This is a genomic window from Candidatus Pelagibacter communis (assembly GCF_001179845.1).
GTDB classification, from domain to species: domain Bacteria; phylum Pseudomonadota; class Alphaproteobacteria; order Pelagibacterales; family Pelagibacteraceae; genus Pelagibacter; species Pelagibacter ubique_Q.
Window position 1 is genome coordinate 120,871 of the sequence record NZ_CVSB01000029.1, and the last position, 19,423, is coordinate 140,293.

The 19,423-nt window shown below is 28.0% G+C and carries 22 protein-coding genes, 2 tRNA genes and 1 riboswitch; of the genes, 13 read left to right on the plus strand and 11 right to left on the minus strand.

Annotated elements, in window-relative coordinates:
- The first annotated feature begins 3 nt into the window (after nt 1-3).
- On the plus strand, nt 4-774 hold the full coding sequence (locus AMN81_RS02730; RefSeq protein WP_072090594.1) for an MBL fold metallo-hydrolase: 771 nt from the start codon (nt 4-6) through the stop codon (nt 772-774).
- Here the strand turns inward: AMN81_RS02730 and AMN81_RS02735 are convergent.
- Genes AMN81_RS02735 through AMN81_RS02745 form a run of 3 tightly spaced genes read right to left on the minus strand, consistent with a single transcriptional unit; the run spans nt 769 to nt 2,965 of the window.
- On the minus strand, nt 769-1,311 hold the full coding sequence (locus AMN81_RS02735) for a glutathione peroxidase (RefSeq protein WP_072090595.1): 543 nt from the start codon (nt 1,309-1,311) through the stop codon (nt 769-771). The genes AMN81_RS02730 and AMN81_RS02735 overlap by 6 nt on opposite strands.
- Nucleotides 1,308-2,489: a Na+/H+ antiporter NhaA gene (nhaA, locus tag AMN81_RS02740; protein WP_072090596.1), complete on the minus strand. Its 1,182-nt coding sequence runs from the start codon at nt 2,487-2,489 to the stop codon at nt 1,308-1,310. The genes AMN81_RS02735 and nhaA overlap by 4 nt, the downstream gene beginning before the upstream one ends.
- Before the next feature lie 8 nt (nt 2,490-2,497).
- On the minus strand, nt 2,498-2,965 hold the full coding sequence (locus AMN81_RS02745; RefSeq protein WP_072090597.1) for a zinc-ribbon domain-containing protein: 468 nt from the start codon (nt 2,963-2,965) through the stop codon (nt 2,498-2,500).
- A gap of 93 nt (nt 2,966-3,058) precedes the next feature.
- Here AMN81_RS02745 and AMN81_RS02750 point away from each other — a divergent pair.
- From AMN81_RS02750 to AMN81_RS02795, 10 genes are all read left to right on the plus strand, one after another.
- A tRNA-Pro gene (locus AMN81_RS02750) sits at nt 3,059-3,135 on the plus strand.
- 141 nt (nt 3,136-3,276) lie between these two features.
- Nucleotides 3,277-4,197 carry a DUF2167 domain-containing protein gene (locus AMN81_RS02755; protein ID WP_072090598.1) on the plus strand — a complete coding sequence of 307 codons (921 nt, stop codon included), beginning with the start codon at nt 3,277-3,279 and terminating at the stop codon, nt 4,195-4,197.
- Nucleotides 4,198-4,206: 9 nt separating this feature from the next.
- Nucleotides 4,207-5,025, plus strand: a complete 819-nt coding sequence (locus tag AMN81_RS02760; protein WP_072090599.1) for a PrsW family intramembrane metalloprotease — start codon at nt 4,207-4,209, stop codon at nt 5,023-5,025.
- A 194-nt stretch (nt 5,026-5,219) separates the two neighbouring features.
- Entirely contained in the window at nt 5,220-5,501 is a 282-nt protein-coding gene (locus tag AMN81_RS02765; RefSeq protein ID WP_072090600.1) for an ETC complex I subunit, read from the plus strand.
- Between the two features lie 3 nt (nt 5,502-5,504).
- Nucleotides 5,505-6,497, plus strand: coding sequence for a putative transporter (locus AMN81_RS02770; RefSeq protein WP_072090601.1), 993 nt, complete (start codon nt 5,505-5,507; stop codon nt 6,495-6,497).
- Entirely contained in the window at nt 6,497-7,438 is a 942-nt protein-coding gene (glpX, locus tag AMN81_RS02775; RefSeq protein WP_072090602.1) for a class II fructose-bisphosphatase, read from the plus strand. The genes AMN81_RS02770 and glpX overlap by 1 nt, the downstream gene beginning before the upstream one ends.
- Nucleotides 7,439-7,484: 46 nt before the next feature.
- Nucleotides 7,485-7,559, plus strand: a tRNA-Glu gene (locus tag AMN81_RS02780).
- A 24-nt stretch (nt 7,560-7,583) separates the two neighbouring features.
- Nucleotides 7,584-7,829 (plus strand): GIY-YIG nuclease family protein, encoded by a 246-nt coding sequence (locus AMN81_RS02785; RefSeq protein WP_080986897.1) that lies wholly within the window; start codon nt 7,584-7,586, stop codon nt 7,827-7,829.
- A complete protein-coding gene (locus tag AMN81_RS02790; protein WP_072090604.1) occupies nt 7,813-9,930 on the plus strand; it encodes a glycosyltransferase in 2,118 nt (705 codons plus the stop codon). The genes AMN81_RS02785 and AMN81_RS02790 overlap by 17 nt, the downstream gene beginning before the upstream one ends.
- A complete protein-coding gene (locus AMN81_RS02795; protein WP_072090605.1) occupies nt 9,930-10,784 on the plus strand; it encodes a glycosyltransferase family 2 protein in 855 nt (284 codons plus the stop codon). Before AMN81_RS02790 ends, AMN81_RS02795 begins: the two co-directional genes overlap by 1 nt.
- Here the strand turns inward: AMN81_RS02795 and AMN81_RS02800 are convergent.
- Nucleotides 10,774-11,727: a site-specific integrase gene (locus AMN81_RS02800; protein ID WP_072090606.1), complete on the minus strand. Its 954-nt coding sequence runs from the start codon at nt 11,725-11,727 to the stop codon at nt 10,774-10,776. The two genes, AMN81_RS02795 and AMN81_RS02800, sit on opposite strands and share 11 nt — an antisense overlap.
- Before the next feature lie 80 nt (nt 11,728-11,807).
- Here AMN81_RS02800 and AMN81_RS02805 point away from each other — a divergent pair, with 80 nt between their 5' ends.
- Nucleotides 11,808-12,086, plus strand: a complete 279-nt coding sequence (locus AMN81_RS02805) for a methylated-DNA--[protein]-cysteine S-methyltransferase (protein ID WP_072090607.1) — start codon at nt 11,808-11,810, stop codon at nt 12,084-12,086.
- Between the two features lie 545 nt (nt 12,087-12,631).
- On the opposite strand, the gene AMN81_RS02810 is transcribed toward AMN81_RS02805, so the two are convergent.
- From AMN81_RS02810 to rplM, 7 genes are read right to left on the minus strand one after another with little or no spacing between them, the layout of a single operon-like run.
- The gene (locus AMN81_RS02810) at nt 12,632-13,483 is read right to left on the minus strand and encodes a DMT family transporter (protein ID WP_072090608.1); all 852 of its coding nucleotides are present in this window, start codon (nt 13,481-13,483) and stop codon (nt 12,632-12,634) included.
- A gap of 16 nt (nt 13,484-13,499) precedes the next feature.
- Complete coding sequence (locus tag AMN81_RS02815; RefSeq protein ID WP_072090609.1) at nt 13,500-14,402, minus strand: AEC family transporter; 903 nt, start codon at nt 14,400-14,402, stop codon at nt 13,500-13,502.
- The gene (locus tag AMN81_RS02820; RefSeq protein ID WP_072090610.1) at nt 14,402-15,694 is read right to left on the minus strand and encodes a homoserine dehydrogenase; all 1,293 of its coding nucleotides are present in this window, start codon (nt 15,692-15,694) and stop codon (nt 14,402-14,404) included. The genes AMN81_RS02815 and AMN81_RS02820 overlap by 1 nt, the downstream gene beginning before the upstream one ends.
- Nucleotides 15,691-15,918, minus strand: coding sequence for a hypothetical protein (locus AMN81_RS02825; protein ID WP_072090611.1), 228 nt, complete (start codon nt 15,916-15,918; stop codon nt 15,691-15,693). The genes AMN81_RS02820 and AMN81_RS02825 overlap by 4 nt, the downstream gene beginning before the upstream one ends.
- Nucleotides 15,915-16,937 carry an N-acetyl-gamma-glutamyl-phosphate reductase gene (gene argC, locus AMN81_RS02830; protein WP_072090612.1) on the minus strand — a complete coding sequence of 341 codons (1,023 nt, stop codon included), beginning with the start codon at nt 16,935-16,937 and terminating at the stop codon, nt 15,915-15,917. Before argC ends, AMN81_RS02825 begins: the two co-directional genes overlap by 4 nt.
- Before the next feature lie 33 nt (nt 16,938-16,970).
- A complete protein-coding gene (gene rpsI / locus AMN81_RS02835) occupies nt 16,971-17,408 on the minus strand; it encodes a 30S ribosomal protein S9 (RefSeq protein WP_072090613.1) in 438 nt (145 codons plus the stop codon).
- A 1-nt stretch (nt 17,409) separates the two neighbouring features.
- Nucleotides 17,410-17,868 carry a 50S ribosomal protein L13 gene (rplM, locus tag AMN81_RS02840; protein WP_072090614.1) on the minus strand — a complete coding sequence of 153 codons (459 nt, stop codon included), beginning with the start codon at nt 17,866-17,868 and terminating at the stop codon, nt 17,410-17,412.
- Between the two features lie 143 nt (nt 17,869-18,011).
- Nucleotides 18,012-18,078: riboswitch (SAM riboswitch) on the plus strand.
- Between the two features lie 2 nt (nt 18,079-18,080).
- Between rplM and AMN81_RS02845 the strand changes: the two genes are divergently transcribed.
- Complete coding sequence (locus tag AMN81_RS02845; RefSeq protein ID WP_072090615.1) at nt 18,081-19,409, plus strand: O-acetylhomoserine aminocarboxypropyltransferase/cysteine synthase family protein; 1,329 nt, start codon at nt 18,081-18,083, stop codon at nt 19,407-19,409.
- Nucleotides 19,410-19,423: the final 14 nt, after the last annotated feature.

Sequence of the window (19,423 nt, forward strand, 5' to 3'; positions counted from 1 at the left end):
TTAATGCAATTCATTATTTTAGGATGTGGTAGTTCAATGGGTGTACCAAGACCAGATGGTTTCTTTGGAAATTGTGATCCAAATAATAAAAAAAATTATAGAACAAGATGTTCAGCTTTAATAAAAACTACAGATGAAAACATTCTTATAGATACATCTCCTGACTTACGACAACAACTTTTAAGGCATAAAATAAAAAAAATTAACAAAGTTTTATACTCTCATATGCACGGTGATCAGACACATGGGATTAATGATCTTAGAGCCTTTTTTATAAATAGAAAAAAACCAATTGATATTTATGCAGATCAATCTACTTCTAAATATTTAAAAAATAGTTTTTCATATTGTTTTGATAAATTTTCAAAAGAATATCCAGCTACATTGAAACTAAATAAACTTAGTAAAAATTTACATGTAATAAATAATAAAAAAAAAATTAAGATTAAAACTATTTTAGTAGAACATGGAAATGTTAAATCTAACTGTTTTATAATTGATAATAAAATTGCTTATATAAGCGATGTTAGTAAAATTTATAACAAAGATTTTAAATATTTTAAAAATATAAATTATTTAATAATTGATTGCTTGTGGTATAGATTTCATCCTTCACATTTTAATTTGGCAAAATCAATTGAAATGATTGAAATATTTAAACCAAAACATTCAATCTTAACTAATTTACATACAGATCTAGATTACAAAATGCTAAAAAAAAAATTACCTAGAAATGTTGTACCAGCATATGATGGATTGACAATAAACTTATAAGCTATTTTCTATAGCTTTAATTATTTTTTTTGAAGTTGGTTTTGTAAATGATGCGAATGTATCTTGAACTTTACCCTCTTTATTAATTAAAATTTTATGAAAATTCCATTTAGGTTCTGCCGACTTACCATGATTTTCTTTTGCCCATTTAAAAAGTTCATGAGCATCTTTGCCTTTAACCTCAGTTAATGTGGTAAGAGGAAAGTTAATATTAAAATTTACTTCACAAAATTCTTTAATATCAGCATTATTATTTTTTTCTTGATTAAACGAATTAGATGGAACACCAAGAACAATTAAACCTTTTTCTTTATATAAATCCCACAATTCTTGTAATTCATCATATTGTTTTGTAAATCCACAGTAACTTGCTGTATTTACAACTAAAATAACTTTATTTTTGTAATCTTTAAAATTTATTGTTTCGCCAGTTATACTCTCAATACTAAAATCATAAATTTTTTTTTCGTAGTTAGCAGTTGCTGAAGTTTTAAAAAAAAACATAATTATAGAAAATAAAAATATTACTTTTCTCATTTATTAGGTTTATTGGGTGTGAGTAATATTAAAAAATAACCAAATAAAGTTGACAACAACGATCCAGTTAATACGCCAATTTTTACACCATCCATATATTGCATGTTTTCTACAAAAGCTAAATTTCCAACAAATAAACTCATTGTAAAACCAATCCCAGTAAGAACTCCTACTCCATAAAAATTATACCAACTTGTATCATTTGGCATTTGAGCCACTTTCAATTTTATTGACACATATGAGAAGACAAAAACACCTAGTTGTTTACCAAGGAATAGTCCTAATACGATTCCAAGGGGAACCTTATCAAGTAATGAAGCGAACGACAAACCTTCGAGAGATACTCCAGCATTTGCAAATGCAAATAATGGCATTATTCCAAAAGCAACATATGGACTAATTGCATGTTCTATTTTTATTAATAAAGAAAAATCTTTTTCTTTTTTTCTATGCGGAATTGTCATGGCTAACAAAACTCCAGCAATAGTAGCATGGATCCCTGAGTTATGGGTGAAATCCCAAAGAAATAAACCAACAACTAAATAAGGTAAGAATTTTTTAATATTGAATTTGTTGATTAACAACAAAACAATAAAAGCTAATAACATTAAAGTTAAATATTTAATGCTTAAATCACCAGAGTAGAAAAGGGCAATAATTACTATGGCTCCCAAATCATCAATTATAGCTAATGCTGTTAAAAATACTTTTAATGATAAAGGAACCCTTTTTCCTAACAAGGATAAAACTCCCAAAGAAAAAGCTATATCGGTAGCTGACGGTATGGCCCATCCATTCAAAGTTTCGCTATCACCTAAATTTATAAAAACATAAAATAATGCAGGAACTAGCATTCCTCCCACAGCTGCTATTATTGGTAATAAAGCTTGCTTTATATTTGAAAGCTCACCTTGTAAAAATTCTCTTTTAATTTCTAAAGTAACAAAGAAAAAAAAAATTGCCATCAAGGCATCATTAATCCAATGTAATACAGATAATTTTAATCCAAAATTATTTATACCTATAAATAAATATTTATTTAAAGTGTTAAAATATAAATCTGCTAGTCCAGAATTACTTATAAATAATGCAATTATTGCAGCAAACAAAAGAACAAGACCACTAGCGGCTTCTAATTTAAAAAACCATCTAAAAGGTTTAGAGATATAATTAATCATAAAAAAAATTAAATTAGGTCTATAATAAATAGTTTTATATCTTGCAATGTTTCAAAAAGGTTAAATAATATGATTTCTAATGCTGGAAATACATTAATTAATGGAGTTTTTAGAGTATCTAGCAATATAATTAATGCTACAAAAGATATAATAAATACAATTAAATAAGAGAAAAACTTACTAACCTTGGTTGATGTATTTTTAGATGCATTATTATTTTTTTGCTTTTCTGAAGTTTTTTCTTTTTTTTTGTAATTTATTTCAGTTGTAATATTTTCTTCTTTTTTTTCAGCTTCAGTCTCAATTTCTTCTTTAACAATTTCATCATTCAAGTTTAATACTTCATTATTTTCTTCTTCGATTTTATAAAACCAAATATGATTGCATGACCCACATTGCAAGTCTCGGCCTTCATCAGATATTAAAGAATTATCAATTTTGAATTGCTTGTTGCAATTTGGACAAGTGATTATCATGCTTCGTTATATACCAGATTTTAACCAAATTTCTTTAATTTTGGCTTCTTTATACATTGAAATTATCAATAACTGCTGTATTAGTACTCGGATCGGAGTGTAGCGCAGCCTGGTAGCGCATCTGGTTTGGGACCAGAGGGTCGCAGGTTCGAATCCTGCCACTCCGACCATTAAAAGTATTTATATTCAATATTTATTTAATCATTAACCTAAACTGGAGGATAAAAGGGAGGATAAAAGGGAGGATAAATACAATTATTATTAGTGACAAATTGATAGTTTTATAATTAATTATTTGATAACGTAATTTCATGAAAAGAATATTTTTATATTTATTTTCTATTATTTTTCTTTTTAGCACACAGCTAAACGCGATTGAAAAAAAAAAACTTACAGACACCGAATGGAATGAAAAAATTAATACCCTCAAATGGTATAATGAAGATGGAAAAAATACTTCTATAAAAATACCAGGTTCTAATGCAAACTTAAAAATTTATGAAAACGAGTTGTATCTACTTGGTCAGGATATTGATCAATATGATTGGTGGGCATATGGAAGAACTGAAGGAATGGATGCAATACGTGTTTTTGGTGATAATTATTCATACACAATAACTAAACCTGAAAACAATGGTTATGTTAAAATTGATGATTGGTCTGATGTTTCACCAGAAGAACTTATACAAGGTTTAAGAGATGCCAACACAGATCAAGGAGATGGATTATCTTATGCTAAACAAATTAATTGGATTTATAAGCCAAGTTTAGATAAAGAAAAAAATCTTGTTACTTACTCATATAAAGTTATTTGGAATAATGATTCTACATCAATGGAAAGCAAGAATATAATTCTAGGTCGAGAAGGTTATATCGATCAAACTTTTGTTTTTGGAGATTTATCGGATACAAGAAAAAATGCAGATCTCGCTAAAAGTGCAAGTTTAGATACCTCTTTTACTGAAGGTTATACTTATAAAGACTATAAATCAGGAGATAAGATAGCTGCAGCTGGTATAGGAGCATTAGTTGCAACATCTTTAGGCGTAAAGGCTTTGAAAAGTAGTGGGGGAGCGGCAGCTGCAGGAGGTATTCTATTACTTCTTAAAAAATTTTGGTGGATTTTGTTAGCACCTCTAGCTTTTTTAGGAAAATTATTTGGAGGTGGAGACAATGAACAGTCAAATAATACTTCAAAACCTAAAAGAAGAGCTAAAAAAAAAGATGATTAAGGATATCATTTGTTTGGATCTGAACAAAACACTATAATATTATCTCTTTACGCTATACTTCCTGCTATAATTATTTTTTTTTATATTTATAAGAGAGATTATTTTCCAGAACCTCCTAGAATTGTTTTTATAACTTTATTATTAGGGGCAGGTATCAGCTTTCCTTTAATGATATTAATTCCTTTTTTCGAGGGTTATTTAGAAACAACAAACTTTGGAACTGAGTCTAATCATTTTTATATGTCATTTATAAGAGCAGCATTTTTAGAGGAAACTCTTAAGTTTTTAATCGTCATCTACTATTGTTTGTATTTAAATGAATTTAATGAACCCATGGATGCTCTTGTTTATAGTGTAGCAGCATCTATTGGATTTGCTGTTTATGAAAACTGGGAATACGTAATCTCAGGATCTAAAGTGAGCTTAGCATTTGCAAAAGATATTGCTTTAATAAGAGCTTTTTCTGCAGTTCCCCTTCATGCCTTGACAGGAGTTTTTATGGGTTTCTTTCTTATCGAAGCTATTTTTGATAAAATAAATAAGAAACTTTTTTTATTTTTAGCTTTATTTTTTCCTATTTGTTTACATGGTCTTTATAATCTAATTTTATCATCTAATAATTTTTCTACTTATTGGATCTATATTCTGCTAATAGTTTTTATTATTAGAGCCTATTTTGTTTTCAGGAAAGAGAGAAATTTACAAAAATTTCAAAATAATAGATTTTCTAAAACTATCCCAAAGCACAGTGATATTATATTTTCTATCCTTGTAAGTGGTTTTATTTTATTTTCATTTAATTATTTTGTTAATTTTGTACTTTATTGATAAGTAATAGCTATCGAGAGGATTTTGAGAGGGTAAACGATAACTCAATTTGATATATCACTCACCAATTAACGATTATTTTATGGGAAAAATGTCAATTTTTCTAATTCAATTATTAGATGAATTGGTATAAACACTTAATAAATTGGAGTTCAAGATTATAAGTTCGAATCCTGCCACTCCGACCATCATTTATGAAAAAAGCTATAATTTACATTCCAAATAAAAATCCAATGCAATCTGGATTAGCAAAAAATAGTAAATGGATTTTAGAATTTAAAACTAAAGATCCAACAAAAAATCCTTTAATGGGTTGGGAGAGTTCATCCGATACATATACAGAATTAAAATTAGAATTTTCTTCAAAGGAATTGGCAATTAATTATGCAAAAAAAAAGAAGATAGATTTTGAATTAATTGAACCTCGAAAAAGAAAAACTGTAAAGAAATCCTACGCTGATAATTTTTTAAAGTAAATAATGTTTAGATTTTTTACACAACGAAATTGGTTCCTTTGGTCATGGATTGGTTCAGCTATTATTCTATCATCTCTTTGGATCCAGGTTAAAATAGATGTTAAAATTAACGAATGGTTTGGTGAATTTTATGACATGATTCAAAAAGCACTTGGTGCTCCAAACTCAATTACAATAGCAGAATATTGGTCAAGTTTATTGTCTTTTATAACATTGGCAGCAATTTATGTTGGTGTTGCAGTAATAGTCAGCTTTTTTACTTCACACTATTTGTTTAGATGGAGGACAGCTATGGTCGAGTGGTATCACAGTGTTTATGATAAAGCCCGAAAAATTGAAGGAGCGGCTCAAAGAGTTCAAGAGGATACAATAAAGTTTTCTAGAATAATGGAGTCTTTAGGAACGAGCTTAATTGAAGCTGTAATGATACTTGTTGAATTTATGCCTATCTTATTTGGATTAAGTATAGGAATACCAATATTCTTTTTTGGTGATTGGGATTATGGTTTAATTGTTGGTGCTTTAATTTGGTCAGTTGGAGGAACAATTTTTCTAATTTTACTAGGTTTAATTTTAAGATTGGTTGGAGTTGAGTACGATCTCCAAAAAAAAGAGGCGGCTTATAGAAAAATACTTGTAATTGCAGAAGACGATGGAACAGTACGACCAAAAACTATTGAAGAATTATTTGATGGTGTAAGAAGTATTCATTTTTTGAGTTACATTAGATATTTGTATTTTAATATTGGAAGAATAGCTTATTTACAAGCTAACGTTTTGTCGGCTTATGTTTTCTTAGCACCTGCTATAGTTGCTGGCGCAGTAACCCTTGGGGTGATGCAGCAAATAATAAGAGCATTTGGACGAGTAGAGGGATCAATGCAATATATATTAAAAGCATGGCCTACAATCATTGAGCTTGCTAGCGTATACAAGCGTTTAAGAGAATTTGAATCTAAAATTAAATATGAAGAATTTACCGATGAAAAAGCTTAATGGCTATAGATAAAAAATTTGTTGATCAGTTGATTAATGTATCATCAAAAGCTGCACTATCATCCTCATACCTAGTTGGAAAAAAAGATAAAATTGCAGCAGATAAAGCTGCAGTTGACTCAATGAGGTCAGAACTTAACAAAATGGATATTCAAGGTAGAATAGTCATAGGCGAAGGTGAATTGGATGATGCACCAATGCTTTATATTGGAGAAAAACTTGGAAGTAAAAATGGTCCTGAATTAGACATAGCTGTTGATCCTTTGGAAGGAACAAATTTTGCTGCTAATAATCTACCAGGAGCATTATCTGTTATTGCAATATCAGAAAAAAACAATTTATTTAACGCACCAGAAACTTATATGGATAAAATCTCAACAAGGGTTAAAGAAAAAAATGTTGTTGATCTTGATTATTCTATTAAAAAAAATATTTCAAATCTAAGTGATTATTTAAATAAGAAACCTGAAAATTTAACAGCATGTCTATTGGACAGACCAAGGCATAAAAAAATTATAAATGAACTCACTGATCTAGGAGTAAAACTAAAGTTAATCACCGATGGTGATGTATCTGGAGCTTTAATGGTAACAGATGATAAGTTTAATGTAGATATATTTTTAGGAATTGGTGGTGGGCCAGAGGGTGTTTTGGCTGCTGCTGCATTAGATGCTTATGATTGCAGTTTTCAAGGAAGATTTTTATTTAAGACTAATGAAGATATAACTAGAGCAAAAAAAATGGGTATAAAAAATTTATCAAAAAAATATGAAATTAATGAAATAGTTTCAGGTGATTCAATTTTTTGTGCAACGGGAATAACTTCTGGTGATTTAGTTTCAGGTATTAAAATTGAAGATGATTTTTTTGTTTCAGAAACATTGGTCACTCACAAATCTACTGGATTAAAAGAGGTAATTAAATTGAAACAAAATATTTGATGATATACTTGATTAATTATCTAATTTACAATAAAAAGCAGCTTTTGGTCCCTTCGTCTATCGGTTAGGACACGTGGTTTTCATCCTCGAAAGAGGGGTTCGATTCCCCTAGGGACCGCCAAAAAACATGCCTCATTATGTATATATGCTTAAAAGCATTTCTCATAAAAAAGTTAAAACTTATGTTGGATACAGTATTAACTATAAAAGAAGATTAATAAAACATAATTTAGGTAAGGGTGCAAAATCAACTAGAGGATATAAATGGATATTAATTTTCAAAAAGATTTTTAAGACTAAATCTAAAGCATTAAAATTTGAATATGAGCTTAAAAAAAATAGAAAAAAACGTTTAACTATATTACAAGATTATTATGAGCAAAGATCTTAAAATTGCTACTATATTACCATATAAAGAAAATTATACATTCAATAAGGCTCAGGCTGCTGCTATATGGGTATGCGATTTTTATAAATTTTCAAAATTTAAAAATCAAAATTATATTTTTGGAAACACAAAAGGTAAAGATTATTTAACAAAAAATTACATAAATATTAACATAAGCAATCTTAAGTCAAAATTTTCTAGCTCAACAAATGAATACTGTAAAAATTTTATAAAAAAAACACAAAATATTAATTTTGATATTATAGAAATTCATAATCGACCTCTAGTTTTTAACTTTTTAAAGAATGAAATTAATACAAAATATATAATGTATTTTCATAATGATCCTCTATCGATGAATGGATCTAAGACCGTCAATGAAAGATTAAAATTATTAGATGAAATAGATAAAATAATATTTGTAAGTAAATGGGTGCAAAATCGTTTTTTCTTAAATTTAGATAAAAAATTAATTAATAAAACTGAAGTAGTATACCCAAGTATACATAGAGAAAAAAAAATTTTTAAAAAAGAAAAAAAAATTACATTTGTAGGTAAATTAAATGAGTCAAAAGGATATGATATATACAAAGATGCGGTTATTAAAATACTTAATGAATTTAAAGATTGGAAAGCATATTCGATCGGCGATGAAAGTAGAAGTAGACCTGTAATAAATCATCACAATCATATAGAATTAGGTTTCTTAAAACATAAAAAGGTTTTAGAGTTTTTAAATAAATCTGAAATAGCAGTTGTTCCCTCAAGATGGGAAGAGCCTTTTGGTAGAACAGCCTTAGAATCTTCATCTAGGGCATGTGCTACAATCATTTCAAATAGAGGTGGATTACCCGAAACAACAGATCATTGTGTTATTTTAAAAAAATTAAATTCTTACGAATTATATTTAAAAATCAAAAAATTAATTAAAAATGAGAAATATAGAAAGAAAATTCAATATGATGGTTTCAAAAAAGTTAAACATCAAATAAAAGAAAATTCAAAATTAATCGATAAGATTAGAGAAAACTGTGTTCAAAAGTTTAATCTTAACTTTATAAGAAATAAACTTAGAATTATAAACATTTACAATACAGGTCAAAAATTAAATCATAGGTTATATAATATCTCACTTGGTAAAAAATTTACTAATGGATTTATAAGAAATGGTCATGATGTTTTAGAAATTAGTGACAGAGATTTTGTTAGACAAAATAGAAACTTTTCATTAAAAAACAGTTCAACAAAATTTCAAGAATTTTTAATTGAAACTTTTAAGAATTACAATCCAGATTTTTTATTCTTTGGTCATACTAAAAATGTAGATTTAGAAACAATAGATAAGTTTAGGTCTATTAATAAGAATCTGATTATATCTCAATGGAATGAAGATCCTATTATGCCAAGTTTGGATTATTCGAAAACAAATATTAAAAATATATCTTATTATGCAAATCTTGTTGATCACAACTTTATTACTACAGACCCAAGTATATTTAAAAAACAAAATTCGAAAGTTAAAAATTTACATTTTTTCTTTGTTCCTGTTGACAGTAATATTGAATGTTTTGATGTTTATAATTTGAATCCAACTAGAGATATATTTTATGCAATGAGTCACGGTGTTAACAGAGCAAAACTTAAAAAGGGGAAGACGGATAGCAGGATTAATTTTTTAAATAATTTAATAAAAAAAATTGATGATATTAATTACGATTTTTATGGTTTTGCTAACAAAGAACCTATATGGGGTGACAATTTTTATAAAGCACTTGTAAACTCTAAAATGGGACTGAACCTTAGTAGGGGTTTGCCTACAAAATATTATTCTAGCAATAGAATAGCTTCATTAATGGGTAATGGTCTTTTAACATTTATAGATAAAAAAACACAAATGAATGATTTTTTTAATAATAATGAGATTATTTTCTATAATGGAATTAATGATTTGTCTGAAAAAATAAAATTTTATAAAAAAAATGAAAAATCAAGAATTAAAATTGCAAGAAATGGTAAAAAAAAATATTTTAAGTTATTTAATGAATTAAAAACCACTAAATATATTATCGATAAATCTTTAGGTAATAAAACAATATTATATTGATGAAAATATCAATATTGATACCAACATTTAATAATTTATCTTATTTAAAATTTTTTCTTAATTCTTTAAAAAAAAACTCATTGTTTGAACATGAGATTGTTATTCATGTTAACGATGGCTCAGATGGTACCTTAGAATATATCACAAAAAATAATTTCAAATTCACTCATAGCAATGAAAATATTGGATTGTGCAGTTCAATGAATAATGCTTATAAATTAAGTACTTCAGATTTTTTATTATATGCTCATGATGATATGTATTTTTGTAAAAATTGGGATAAATATTTAATTGATGAAATTAATAAACAAAAAAATAATTTTTATTATTTATCTGGTACAAATGTATCTACAAGATTTGGTCTAATAAATTATAATTGTGGAGATACTTTAGAAAATTTTGATGAAAATAAGTTCTTAAAATTTTGTATTGATGACGATACACCTGATTTACAAAGTTCCCATTGGGCTCCTCATTTAATTCACAGAGAATTATGGGATAAAATTGGTGGATTTAGTGAAGAATTCAATCCAGGAGATGGATCAGATCCTGATTTTTGTATGAAGTTATGGTTAGAAAATGTAAGAATTTTTAAGGGGATATCAAAATTTAAAGTATATCACTTTAACTCTTTAACAACTAGAAATAATAAAGTTAAACTGAATGATGGTACAAAAATATTTTTATTGAAATATGGTTTTAATCCTAAATTTTTCAGAAAATATTATTTAAAAGGAAATAATTCAATTATTCCTTACAAGGGTATGTTGGATGAACCAAAATACAATATTTCAATGTTTATTGCATTGGTAATAAATAAATTAAAATTTTTATTTTATAAATTTAAATTTTAATTTTATCTAATGCATTATTTTTAAATATATTTGCTTCTCTAATATATCTTCTAACCATTTGTGTTGTTTTATGACCTGTCATAGCCATTATGCTTCGTTCATCAGCTCCTGAATCAGCAGCAACTGTTGCAAATCCCGATCTTAAACTATGGCCTGAAAAATTTTTATTTTCAATACCTGCTAACTTCAAATATTCTTTCATCAATAAAACCACAGATTGATCAGTTAATCTTTTGTCTGTTAATAATAAACCTTTAGAAAATCTTCTAAAAATAGGTCCTGACTTAATTTTAGAAATTTCTAACCATTTTTTTAGATTTGTAGCAGGACAGTAAATTTTATTATCGAAGTAGGGTAGTCCTTTAATCATTCCTTCTCCAAATTGGTCAGTTTTTGATCTTTTAATAGTGATTTTAAGACCTTCAGAAACAAATTCTAAATCCTCATGATCAATTGAAATTATTTCGGATCTTCTAAAACCTCCTCCAAAACCAATTAAGATTATTGATTTGTCTCGAAGTTTTTTTATTTCCTCAGTTTTTTGTTCATTAATTACATTAATAATTAATTTTAAATAATTGATTAATAATGGTTTTTTTCCTTTCTGAATACTTCCTTTAACCCTTCTTATTCCCATTAAATTTTCAACAATAATTGGATGTTTAGTGTCTAAATAATGCCCTTTGAGTCTATGAACCATGCTTATTGACACCAATCTTCGTCTTAAAGTGCTTATTTTTGAGTTTTTAGAAAGATGGGTTAAATATAAGGAAATTATTTTTGGCTCTGTTGGTAATGGATTTAACCCATGCTTTGCACAAAAATCTCCGAAGTCTTTAAAGTCAGATTTATATGCTCTTAAAGTGTTATTAGCCTTAGAACTTTTAAGGTTATTTAGAGTTTCTTCATGAAGCAATTTTAGATCTGTTGTCAGTTCATTCATATAATTACTATTGATAACAATTAATTATCGTTAGTAATATATTAAGTGAATTTTAATGTCAATAAGATAAATTAATAATCATGAAGTTACTTGAAGGAACTAAATTTCAGCAGAAAGTTTGGAAATATCTAAAAACAATACCGAAAGGACAAGTAAAAACCTATAAACAGGTCGCGATTGCTATAAAAAGACCTAAATCAGCCCGTGCTGTTGCAAATGCGTGTGGAAAAAACCCATATGCCCCAAAAATACCCTGTCATAGAGTAATTCGGTCCGATGGAGACCTTGGTGGATACTCAGGAAAAGGCGGAATTAAAACAAAGCTGCGTTTATTGAGATCTGAAAAAGTTGACATTTAGCATCTTTTTAAGACTATTTTATGATCAAAAACACTTGTAAAATCAACATTTTTTTAATTTTTAAGGGTATTTTTGCATAAATAGTATTATGCATCCTTCAGTTGTACTATATATGAAGATATACTTAAATAAAGCACCTCTATGGCCGTTTAAAACATATATTCTATAACTGCATTGCTCTAGTTTTCAATAATATCAGTGCTAATTTAATGCCCAAAATCTCATCAATTTTATGTGAATTTCTACTACCCTACTCATCTATTTTAAAATTTATTTCAATTATATAAATTCAAAACCCTTAAAAACCCTTGATATTAAACACTTCTGATGCATATTGCTGATTTTAGATTTTTATACTTGTCATATTTGTCTTTTTTCACTCGAAAGTATTGAAATTAATCCTTTAATTTTTGATATATTTAATTTTTTTAATAATAATATGTTATTTTATAATTTATTAAATAATAAAATTATTTAATTATTACAATAGTTTATGTCTGTATATTAATGTAATACATTATATAATAGTACTTATTTATTTACTATTATTTAGGCTTAGTGAGCAAATATTCTCTTCTAGAAATGTATAAGCCACTAAGAACAATAATGAACAGTCCTAAATATGTCCAATTATCAGGTAGTTCATGGAAGAAATAGTAGCTAATGAGTATATTTGTAATAATCTCTGTATAGCCCAAAGGAGCTAATTTAGAGGCATCAGCGTATTTCAGTGATAATATAAGGAAAAGATGCGCTACAGAGGCTATAAGGCCGATTAAGGCCATTAAAATCCATTGATTTGAAGTAGGATTAACCCAAACAGAAGGCATAAATAGACTAATAATGATAGTACCTATCAAACCTGAGAGTAAAAGCGTTAAGAGTGGGTTATCAGAAGTGCTGAGCTTTCTTGTGATTATAAGGTAAAATCCATAGCAAATTCCATTACCTAAAGCTGCCATTGTAGCTAAATTAAGCTCAATAAAGCCAGGTCTAATTACAATTAAAGTTCCAATAAATCCTAATGATACAGCAGTCCATCTTTTCACCCCTACTTTCTCATTTAAAAAAAATGGAGATAAGGCTGTAACGCAAATTGGAGCTACAAAAGCTAGGGTTAAAGCTTTTGGAAGAGAAATTTCGGATATTGCATAAAAAAATAAGTAAGTAGAAAAAACAAAAATTAATCCTCTTATTAATTGAAGTGCTGGTTTTTTTGTCCAAACTAATGATTGTCTATAAAAGATAAGCATTAAGGACAACGTAAAGACTACAGTAAAAAAGTACCTAGCCCATGTAATCTGCAATACATCCATAGATGAGCTTAAATACTTAGCAAAAGCATCCATAACAGGAACAATCATCCAGGCAGATGCGTTTAAAATTATAGCCTTCATAAAAGAAAGATATCTCTTAATAGAAGTATTTTAAAGCAAAGAATACAACAAGCGGAACTGTGATAAACGACATTAATGTAGAGACAACAATGGTACTAGCAATGTTATCAACTATTTCCTTAGGTGAATACATTAAACCAATAAGATAATTTAATATTGCACTAGGCATGGCTGATTGAATTAATATAACACCTGCACCAAACCCTGATAAATCAAAATATATTATTATGATAAAACCAATTATTGGACCAATTATTACTCTTCCAATTGAAGAAATTATTGAGTTAGTTAGAGAAAATACTTTTAACTTTGTTAATGCTATACCTAAAGACATAAGTATTAAAACAATAGCAGTATAAGTTAACAGCTCAGTAAGATTAATGATAGCCTTTGGCATTTCTAAATCAAAATACAAAAAACCAACAGAAAAAATTATTGCATAAAAAGGTGGATTTTTAATCAAAATTTTAAAATCAAATTTTCTATCAGCAAGAAAAACACCAAGAGTAAAGTGTAGTAAAATGATTAATGAAGATATAGATGCAGCAATTCCAAGACCTTGGGAACCATATGCAAAAAGACATATCGGTATGCCCATATTCCCATTATTTGGCAAGATAAAAACTGGCACCTCTCTTATGATGTCTTTAGTTTTTAATAAGTATAAAATTATTATTCCAGTTAAAGTAAAACCAATAATTGCTATTAAGTAATAAATAAAATAACTAGCATAAATATCGAAAGATATACCTGTTGAGGTTATAGCGTAAATAACCATTGCTGGTGTACCTACATTTGAAGCAAAACTGGTTATAAAAGAGTTATCAAAGTTTGGATTTTTTTTACCTAAGTAGTATCCAATACCGACTATAAAAAAAACTGGAAATAAAACTTCAAAAAGTTTTAAATAAATTTCCATTAACCAAGCAATCTAATTAAGGTTGGTGTTTTTAATATATTTTTGTTTTTCTTAAATATCGATAAGCAATTATGGCAGTTAATTTCCGATGTTTTATGTGTAATTATAACAATTGTTGCTTTGTTGTTTTTCTTATCAGGTGTCTGAATCAATCTTTTTACAGATATTTTATATTTAGCTAGACGATTAGTTATTTGGGATAATACACCGGGTTTATCTTTTACTTCAAACCTTAAATATAATGAATTAACGTAATTGTTTACATTGTATGGTTTTAAAGATTTAAGCTTTGAAACAGTAACACCAAAAGGTTTCTTTATATTACCACGTAAAATAGATAACAAATCAGAAAGTAATGATGATGATGTAGGGCCAGGTCCTGCTCCTTCACCTTGTAATACACTTTCACCAACTGGTTTACCTTGCAAAATAACTGCATTCATTACACCATTTACATTACCTATATAGGATTTTTTACTAACTAAGCATGGATGAACAGTCTCAAAAAGTTGATTATTCTTTAACTCAGAAATACCAAGAAGCTTTATTCTTAAATCTAATTGATTTGCAATTTTAATGTCTTTCAATTCTATTTTTTCTATTCCTTCCATTAAGCATTTATGTTTTGAAATTTTACTATTAAAAGCTAAAGCAGATAAAATTCTTACTTTGGCAAATGCGTCAAATCCGTTTAAGTCTAATTTAGGATTACCAGGTTCGGCATAACCAAGTATCTGTGCTTTTTTTAAAACGTCAGCAAAATTTTCATTTGAATTTTCCATTTCAGATAAAATGTAATTTGAAGTGCCGTTAAGAATTCCATAAACCTTTGATATTTTATTTGTTGCTAATCCTTCTTTAATAGATCTTAATATCGGGATACCTCCAGCAACTGATGCTTCAAATTCCAAATTAACTTTATTTTTTTCTGCAAGTTTTGCTAACTCATTGCCGTGTTTTGATATTAAAGCTTTATTAGGTGTAATAACATGGATTTTACTTTTTAAAGCAGTTTCTACAACTTTTTTAGAAATTCCATCTGATAAACCTATAGCTTCAAATAATATATCAATATTATTTTTCTTAAAAATTTCTAAAGGATTTTTGTAAAATATTTTTTTATTAACTTTGAATTTTCTTTTTTTATTAATATTTCTAGCAGAAACAGCCACCACATTAATTTTCTTGCCTGTTTTAAGTTCAATATCTTTCTTTTTTGTGTTTAGTTCATTTAGCAAATAATTGCCAACCTGACCAAGTCCTACTACTGCAATATTAATTAATTTACTCATTTACTTATATCCGGATATTTACTTTTTTTTGTATAGTCATCTATATAAATCTCATATTCCTCTAAAGTCATTGACGTTATATCGTCTGCCTTTTTTAATATTTGATTTATTTTTTTTTGATTATTTTTATTTTCAATAGAATTTTCTGTCCAATATTGAGAATCTTTGTTTAAAGAACAATTGGCTAATATTAATGAAAAAAAAATTATTATAAATTTTCTCATTTTAAACCAGTCTTTTCAGGAAAATTAAATTTATTATTTAAATTTTGCACAGCTTGACCTGCTCCACCCTTAATCAAATTATCGATAGCAGATAGAATGATAATTTTATTACTATATTTAGATTTGCACACAGAAATATAACAGTTATTAGTATTTATTACTTCATTGGTACTTAACAAAGAGTCAGGTTTTAATATTTTTACAAAACTCTCATTTTGATAAAAACTAGTTAATGTTTTTAATACTTTAGCTTGTGAAATATTGTTTTCTAAATCAACATATATAGTACTCAAAATACCTCTGAACATTGGTGATAAATGAGGAGTAAAACTAAATTCAAATTTTTTCTTAGTAAATTTTCTTAACATTTGATCTATTTCAGAATTGTGACGATGATAACCAACTCCATATGCACTTAAAGATTCATATAGATTTTTATCTTTATACTTTTTGTGAACTCCTCTACCAGCGCCTGAATATCCAGATTTTGAATCAATTATTATATTATTTAATTTAATTAAATTTTTCTTAAATAAAGGAAATAGAGGAAGCAATATTGATGTTGGATAACATCCTGGACATGAAATAATATTATATTTTTTAATCTCTTTTCTATTAATTTCTGGAAGCAAATAAATACTTTTTTTTATTAAATTAGTTGCTCGATGTTTTTGTTTATACCACTTTAAATAATCAGAAGCTTTTTCTAATCTAAAATCTGCAGCAAGATCTATTAAAGTATGATTTTTGCTTAAATGTTTGGATATATCCTGTGCTTCCCCATTTGGAAGTGCTGTAAAAATAACATGAACGTCTTTTAATAGTTTTTTATTAAATTTTAAAATTTTTGGTAATTTATATTTAGATAAAGATTTATCGTAAAATTTGACATGTTTACCCACAGAAGAGTTTCCACAAAGGTATTTAATATTAATATATTTGTGTTTAACTAATAATTTAATTAATTGAACACCAATATATCCAGTTGATCCAGCAACTAATGCGTTAAGCTTAGGCATTTTTTATTATAACAGTTAAAAATTAAAAAAAAATTATCTTTTAGAGAATTGGAAGCTTCTTCTAGCTTTTCTTCTACCAGGTTTTTTTCTTTCAACTGCTCTTGAGTCTCTGGTAGTAAGTTTCTCTGTTTTTAAGGTGGCTTTTAGATTTTCATCAAATAATACTAAAGCTTTTGAAATACCATGAACCATAGCCCCTGCTTGGCCAGTAGGTCCTCCTCCTTTTACACTGCATCTTACATCGTAATCAGTAGCCTGATTAATAATTTCAAAAGGTCTTGTAATTTGCATTTTATGAGTTTCGTCAGCAAAATATTCACTAAATAATTTACCATTTACGTAAATTTTACCAGAACCTTTTTTTAACCAAACTTTTGCAATTGATGTTTTTCTTCTGCCAGTAGCATATTTACTGTCTTTAAAATCTAATTTTAATTTTGGAGATTTTGGTGCTGATTGAGTGTTTTCCATCTTAGTTTCTAGCTATATTTTTACTATTTAATTTATCTAACTCTATTACAGTCGGATTTTGTGCAGAATGAGGATGCTCATTACCTGCGTATATTTTTAATTTTGTTAATTGTTTTCTACCCAGTACTCCGCCTGGTAGCATTCTTTTAACAGCCATTTTTAAAGTTTCTCCAGGTTTTTTTTCATGAAGTTTTTCTGGCGTTGTAACTTTAATTCCACCTGGGTGGCCAGTGTGTCTGTAATATTTTTTATCCTGAAATTTTTTTCCAGTAAATTTTGCTTGTTCAATATTTTTAACTACAACAAAGTCACCATCATCCATATGAGGTGTATATGTTGTTTTATTTTTTCCTCTAATTATATTAGATACAATAGTTGCTAATCTTCCAACTACTGCATTCTTTGCGTCTATTTCATACCAAGATGAAGTTAATTGGTCTTTTTTAGTGAATTTTGTCATTGTGCGAGGATTAATACTATTAATAATTACAAAGTCAATTTTATATTTACCTTGAATTATGTAGCTTATATGCTATAACTTACTTGCCGATTTGATCCTATTGCGGGCTTATAACTGCTAAAAAGGAATTTTTCATAACATTGCAAATTGGTAGGCATTTGATCTGTATTGTGCGCCTTACATAAAGTTAAAGCACTAAAAAAGGAGTAAAAATGAGTACAAAAAGAAATAATCCAGAAACTATAGCTATACACGGTGGTGACTATAGAAGCGATCCAGCAACAAATTCTGTAGCTGTACCAATATATAGAACGACATCATATCAATTTAATAGCACAGAGCACGCAGCAAATCTCTTTGCTCTAAAAGAGTTTGGAAATATTTACACTCGAATCATGAATCCTACTAATGATGTTCTAGAAAAAAGATTGTCAGCACTTGAAGGAGGTCTAGCAAGTCTTACGGTTTCTTCAGGACAAACGGCATCTACTTTTGCAATCTTAAATGTTGCACAAGCTGGTGATAACATAGTTAGTTCAACGGATTTATATGGTGGAACTGTATCCTTGTTTACACACACTTTGAGTAAACTTGGAATTGAAGTTAGGTATGCTGATCCTTCAGATCCTAAAAACTTTGAGAAAGCTGTTGATGACAAAACAAGAGCTTTTTATGGCGAAACATTACCAAATCCATATTTAAGGGTTTTTCCAATCAAGGAAGTTTCTGATATTGGTAGAAAACATAATATACCATTAATAATGGATAACACAGCTGCACCAGTTATTTGTAAACCAATTGAACATGGTGCTGCAGTAGTTGTTTATTCACTTACAAAGTATATAGCTGGACATGGAACAGTTGTTGGTGGCGCTCTAGTTGATGGTGGTAATTTTGACTGGACTGCAGATGCTAAAAGACAACCATTATTTAACGAACCTGATGCTAGTTATGGTGGTGTTGTTTGGGGTAAAGCAGTACCAGAATTAACAGGAGCAAATGTATCTTTTGCAGTTAGAGCAAGAGTTACATTGCTTAGAGATCTTGGTTCTGCCCTATCACCTGATAATGCATTTGGCGTAATTCAAGGTTTAGAAACTGTTGCTTTAAGAATGAAACAACATTGTGAAAACGCGGCTAAAGTAGTTGATTACTTAAAAAAACATAAAGCAATTAATAGAGTAATTTACGCTACCGAACATGAGAAAGAAATATCAAGTCGTGCAACAAAATATCTAAAAAATGGAAATGGTGCATTAGTTGGTATTGAATTAGCTGGAGGAATAGATGCTGGAAAAAGGTTTATTGAATCTTTAAAAATGTTTTACCATGTTGCTAATATTGGTGATGCAAGAAGTCTAGCTATTCACCCTGCTACAACTACACACAGTCAGTTAACAGAAGATGAACTAACTGCAGCTGGAGTAACACCAGGGTATGTGAGACTTTGCATAGGTCTAGAACACATAGATGATATTATTGATGATTTAGATCAAGCTTTAGATAAATCCTCTAAAGGTAATTTAAAAGCTGTTAGTTAGTTTGAGTTTTATAT

Excerpts from the sequence above, each read along its gene's own strand:
- AMN81_RS02730 (WP_072090594.1), top strand. The coding sequence starts at position 4 with ATGCAATTCATTATTTTAGGATGTGGTAGTTCAATGGGTGTACCAAGA.
- AMN81_RS02735 (WP_072090595.1), bottom strand. The coding sequence starts at position 1,311 with ATGAGAAAAGTAATATTTTTATTTTCTATAATTATGTTTTTTTTTAAA.
- nhaA (WP_072090596.1), bottom strand. The coding sequence starts at position 2,489 with ATGATTAATTATATCTCTAAACCTTTTAGATGGTTTTTTAAATTAGAA.
- AMN81_RS02745 (WP_072090597.1), bottom strand. The coding sequence starts at position 2,965 with ATGATAATCACTTGTCCAAATTGCAACAAGCAATTCAAAATTGATAAT.
- AMN81_RS02755 (WP_072090598.1), top strand. The coding sequence starts at position 3,277 with ATGAAAAGAATATTTTTATATTTATTTTCTATTATTTTTCTTTTTAGC.
- AMN81_RS02765 (WP_072090600.1), top strand. The coding sequence starts at position 5,220 with ATGAAAAAAGCTATAATTTACATTCCAAATAAAAATCCAATGCAATCT.
- AMN81_RS02770 (WP_072090601.1), top strand. The coding sequence starts at position 5,505 with ATGTTTAGATTTTTTACACAACGAAATTGGTTCCTTTGGTCATGGATT.
- glpX (WP_072090602.1), top strand. The coding sequence starts at position 6,497 with ATGGCTATAGATAAAAAATTTGTTGATCAGTTGATTAATGTATCATCA.
- AMN81_RS02785 (WP_080986897.1), top strand. The coding sequence starts at position 7,584 with ATGCTTAAAAGCATTTCTCATAAAAAAGTTAAAACTTATGTTGGATAC.
- AMN81_RS02790 (WP_072090604.1), top strand. The coding sequence starts at position 7,813 with ATGAGCAAAGATCTTAAAATTGCTACTATATTACCATATAAAGAAAAT.
- AMN81_RS02795 (WP_072090605.1), top strand. The coding sequence starts at position 9,930 with ATGAAAATATCAATATTGATACCAACATTTAATAATTTATCTTATTTA.
- AMN81_RS02800 (WP_072090606.1), bottom strand. The coding sequence starts at position 11,727 with ATGAATGAACTGACAACAGATCTAAAATTGCTTCATGAAGAAACTCTA.
- AMN81_RS02805 (WP_072090607.1), top strand. The coding sequence starts at position 11,808 with ATGAAGTTACTTGAAGGAACTAAATTTCAGCAGAAAGTTTGGAAATAT.
- AMN81_RS02810 (WP_072090608.1), bottom strand. The coding sequence starts at position 13,483 with ATGAAGGCTATAATTTTAAACGCATCTGCCTGGATGATTGTTCCTGTT.
- AMN81_RS02815 (WP_072090609.1), bottom strand. The coding sequence starts at position 14,402 with ATGGAAATTTATTTAAAACTTTTTGAAGTTTTATTTCCAGTTTTTTTT.
- AMN81_RS02820 (WP_072090610.1), bottom strand. The coding sequence starts at position 15,694 with ATGAGTAAATTAATTAATATTGCAGTAGTAGGACTTGGTCAGGTTGGC.
- AMN81_RS02825 (WP_072090611.1), bottom strand. The coding sequence starts at position 15,918 with ATGAGAAAATTTATAATAATTTTTTTTTCATTAATATTAGCCAATTGT.
- argC (WP_072090612.1), bottom strand. The coding sequence starts at position 16,937 with ATGCCTAAGCTTAACGCATTAGTTGCTGGATCAACTGGATATATTGGT.
- rpsI (WP_072090613.1), bottom strand. The coding sequence starts at position 17,408 with ATGGAAAACACTCAATCAGCACCAAAATCTCCAAAATTAAAATTAGAT.
- rplM (WP_072090614.1), bottom strand. The coding sequence starts at position 17,868 with ATGACAAAATTCACTAAAAAAGACCAATTAACTTCATCTTGGTATGAA.
- AMN81_RS02845 (WP_072090615.1), top strand. The coding sequence starts at position 18,081 with ATGAGTACAAAAAGAAATAATCCAGAAACTATAGCTATACACGGTGGT.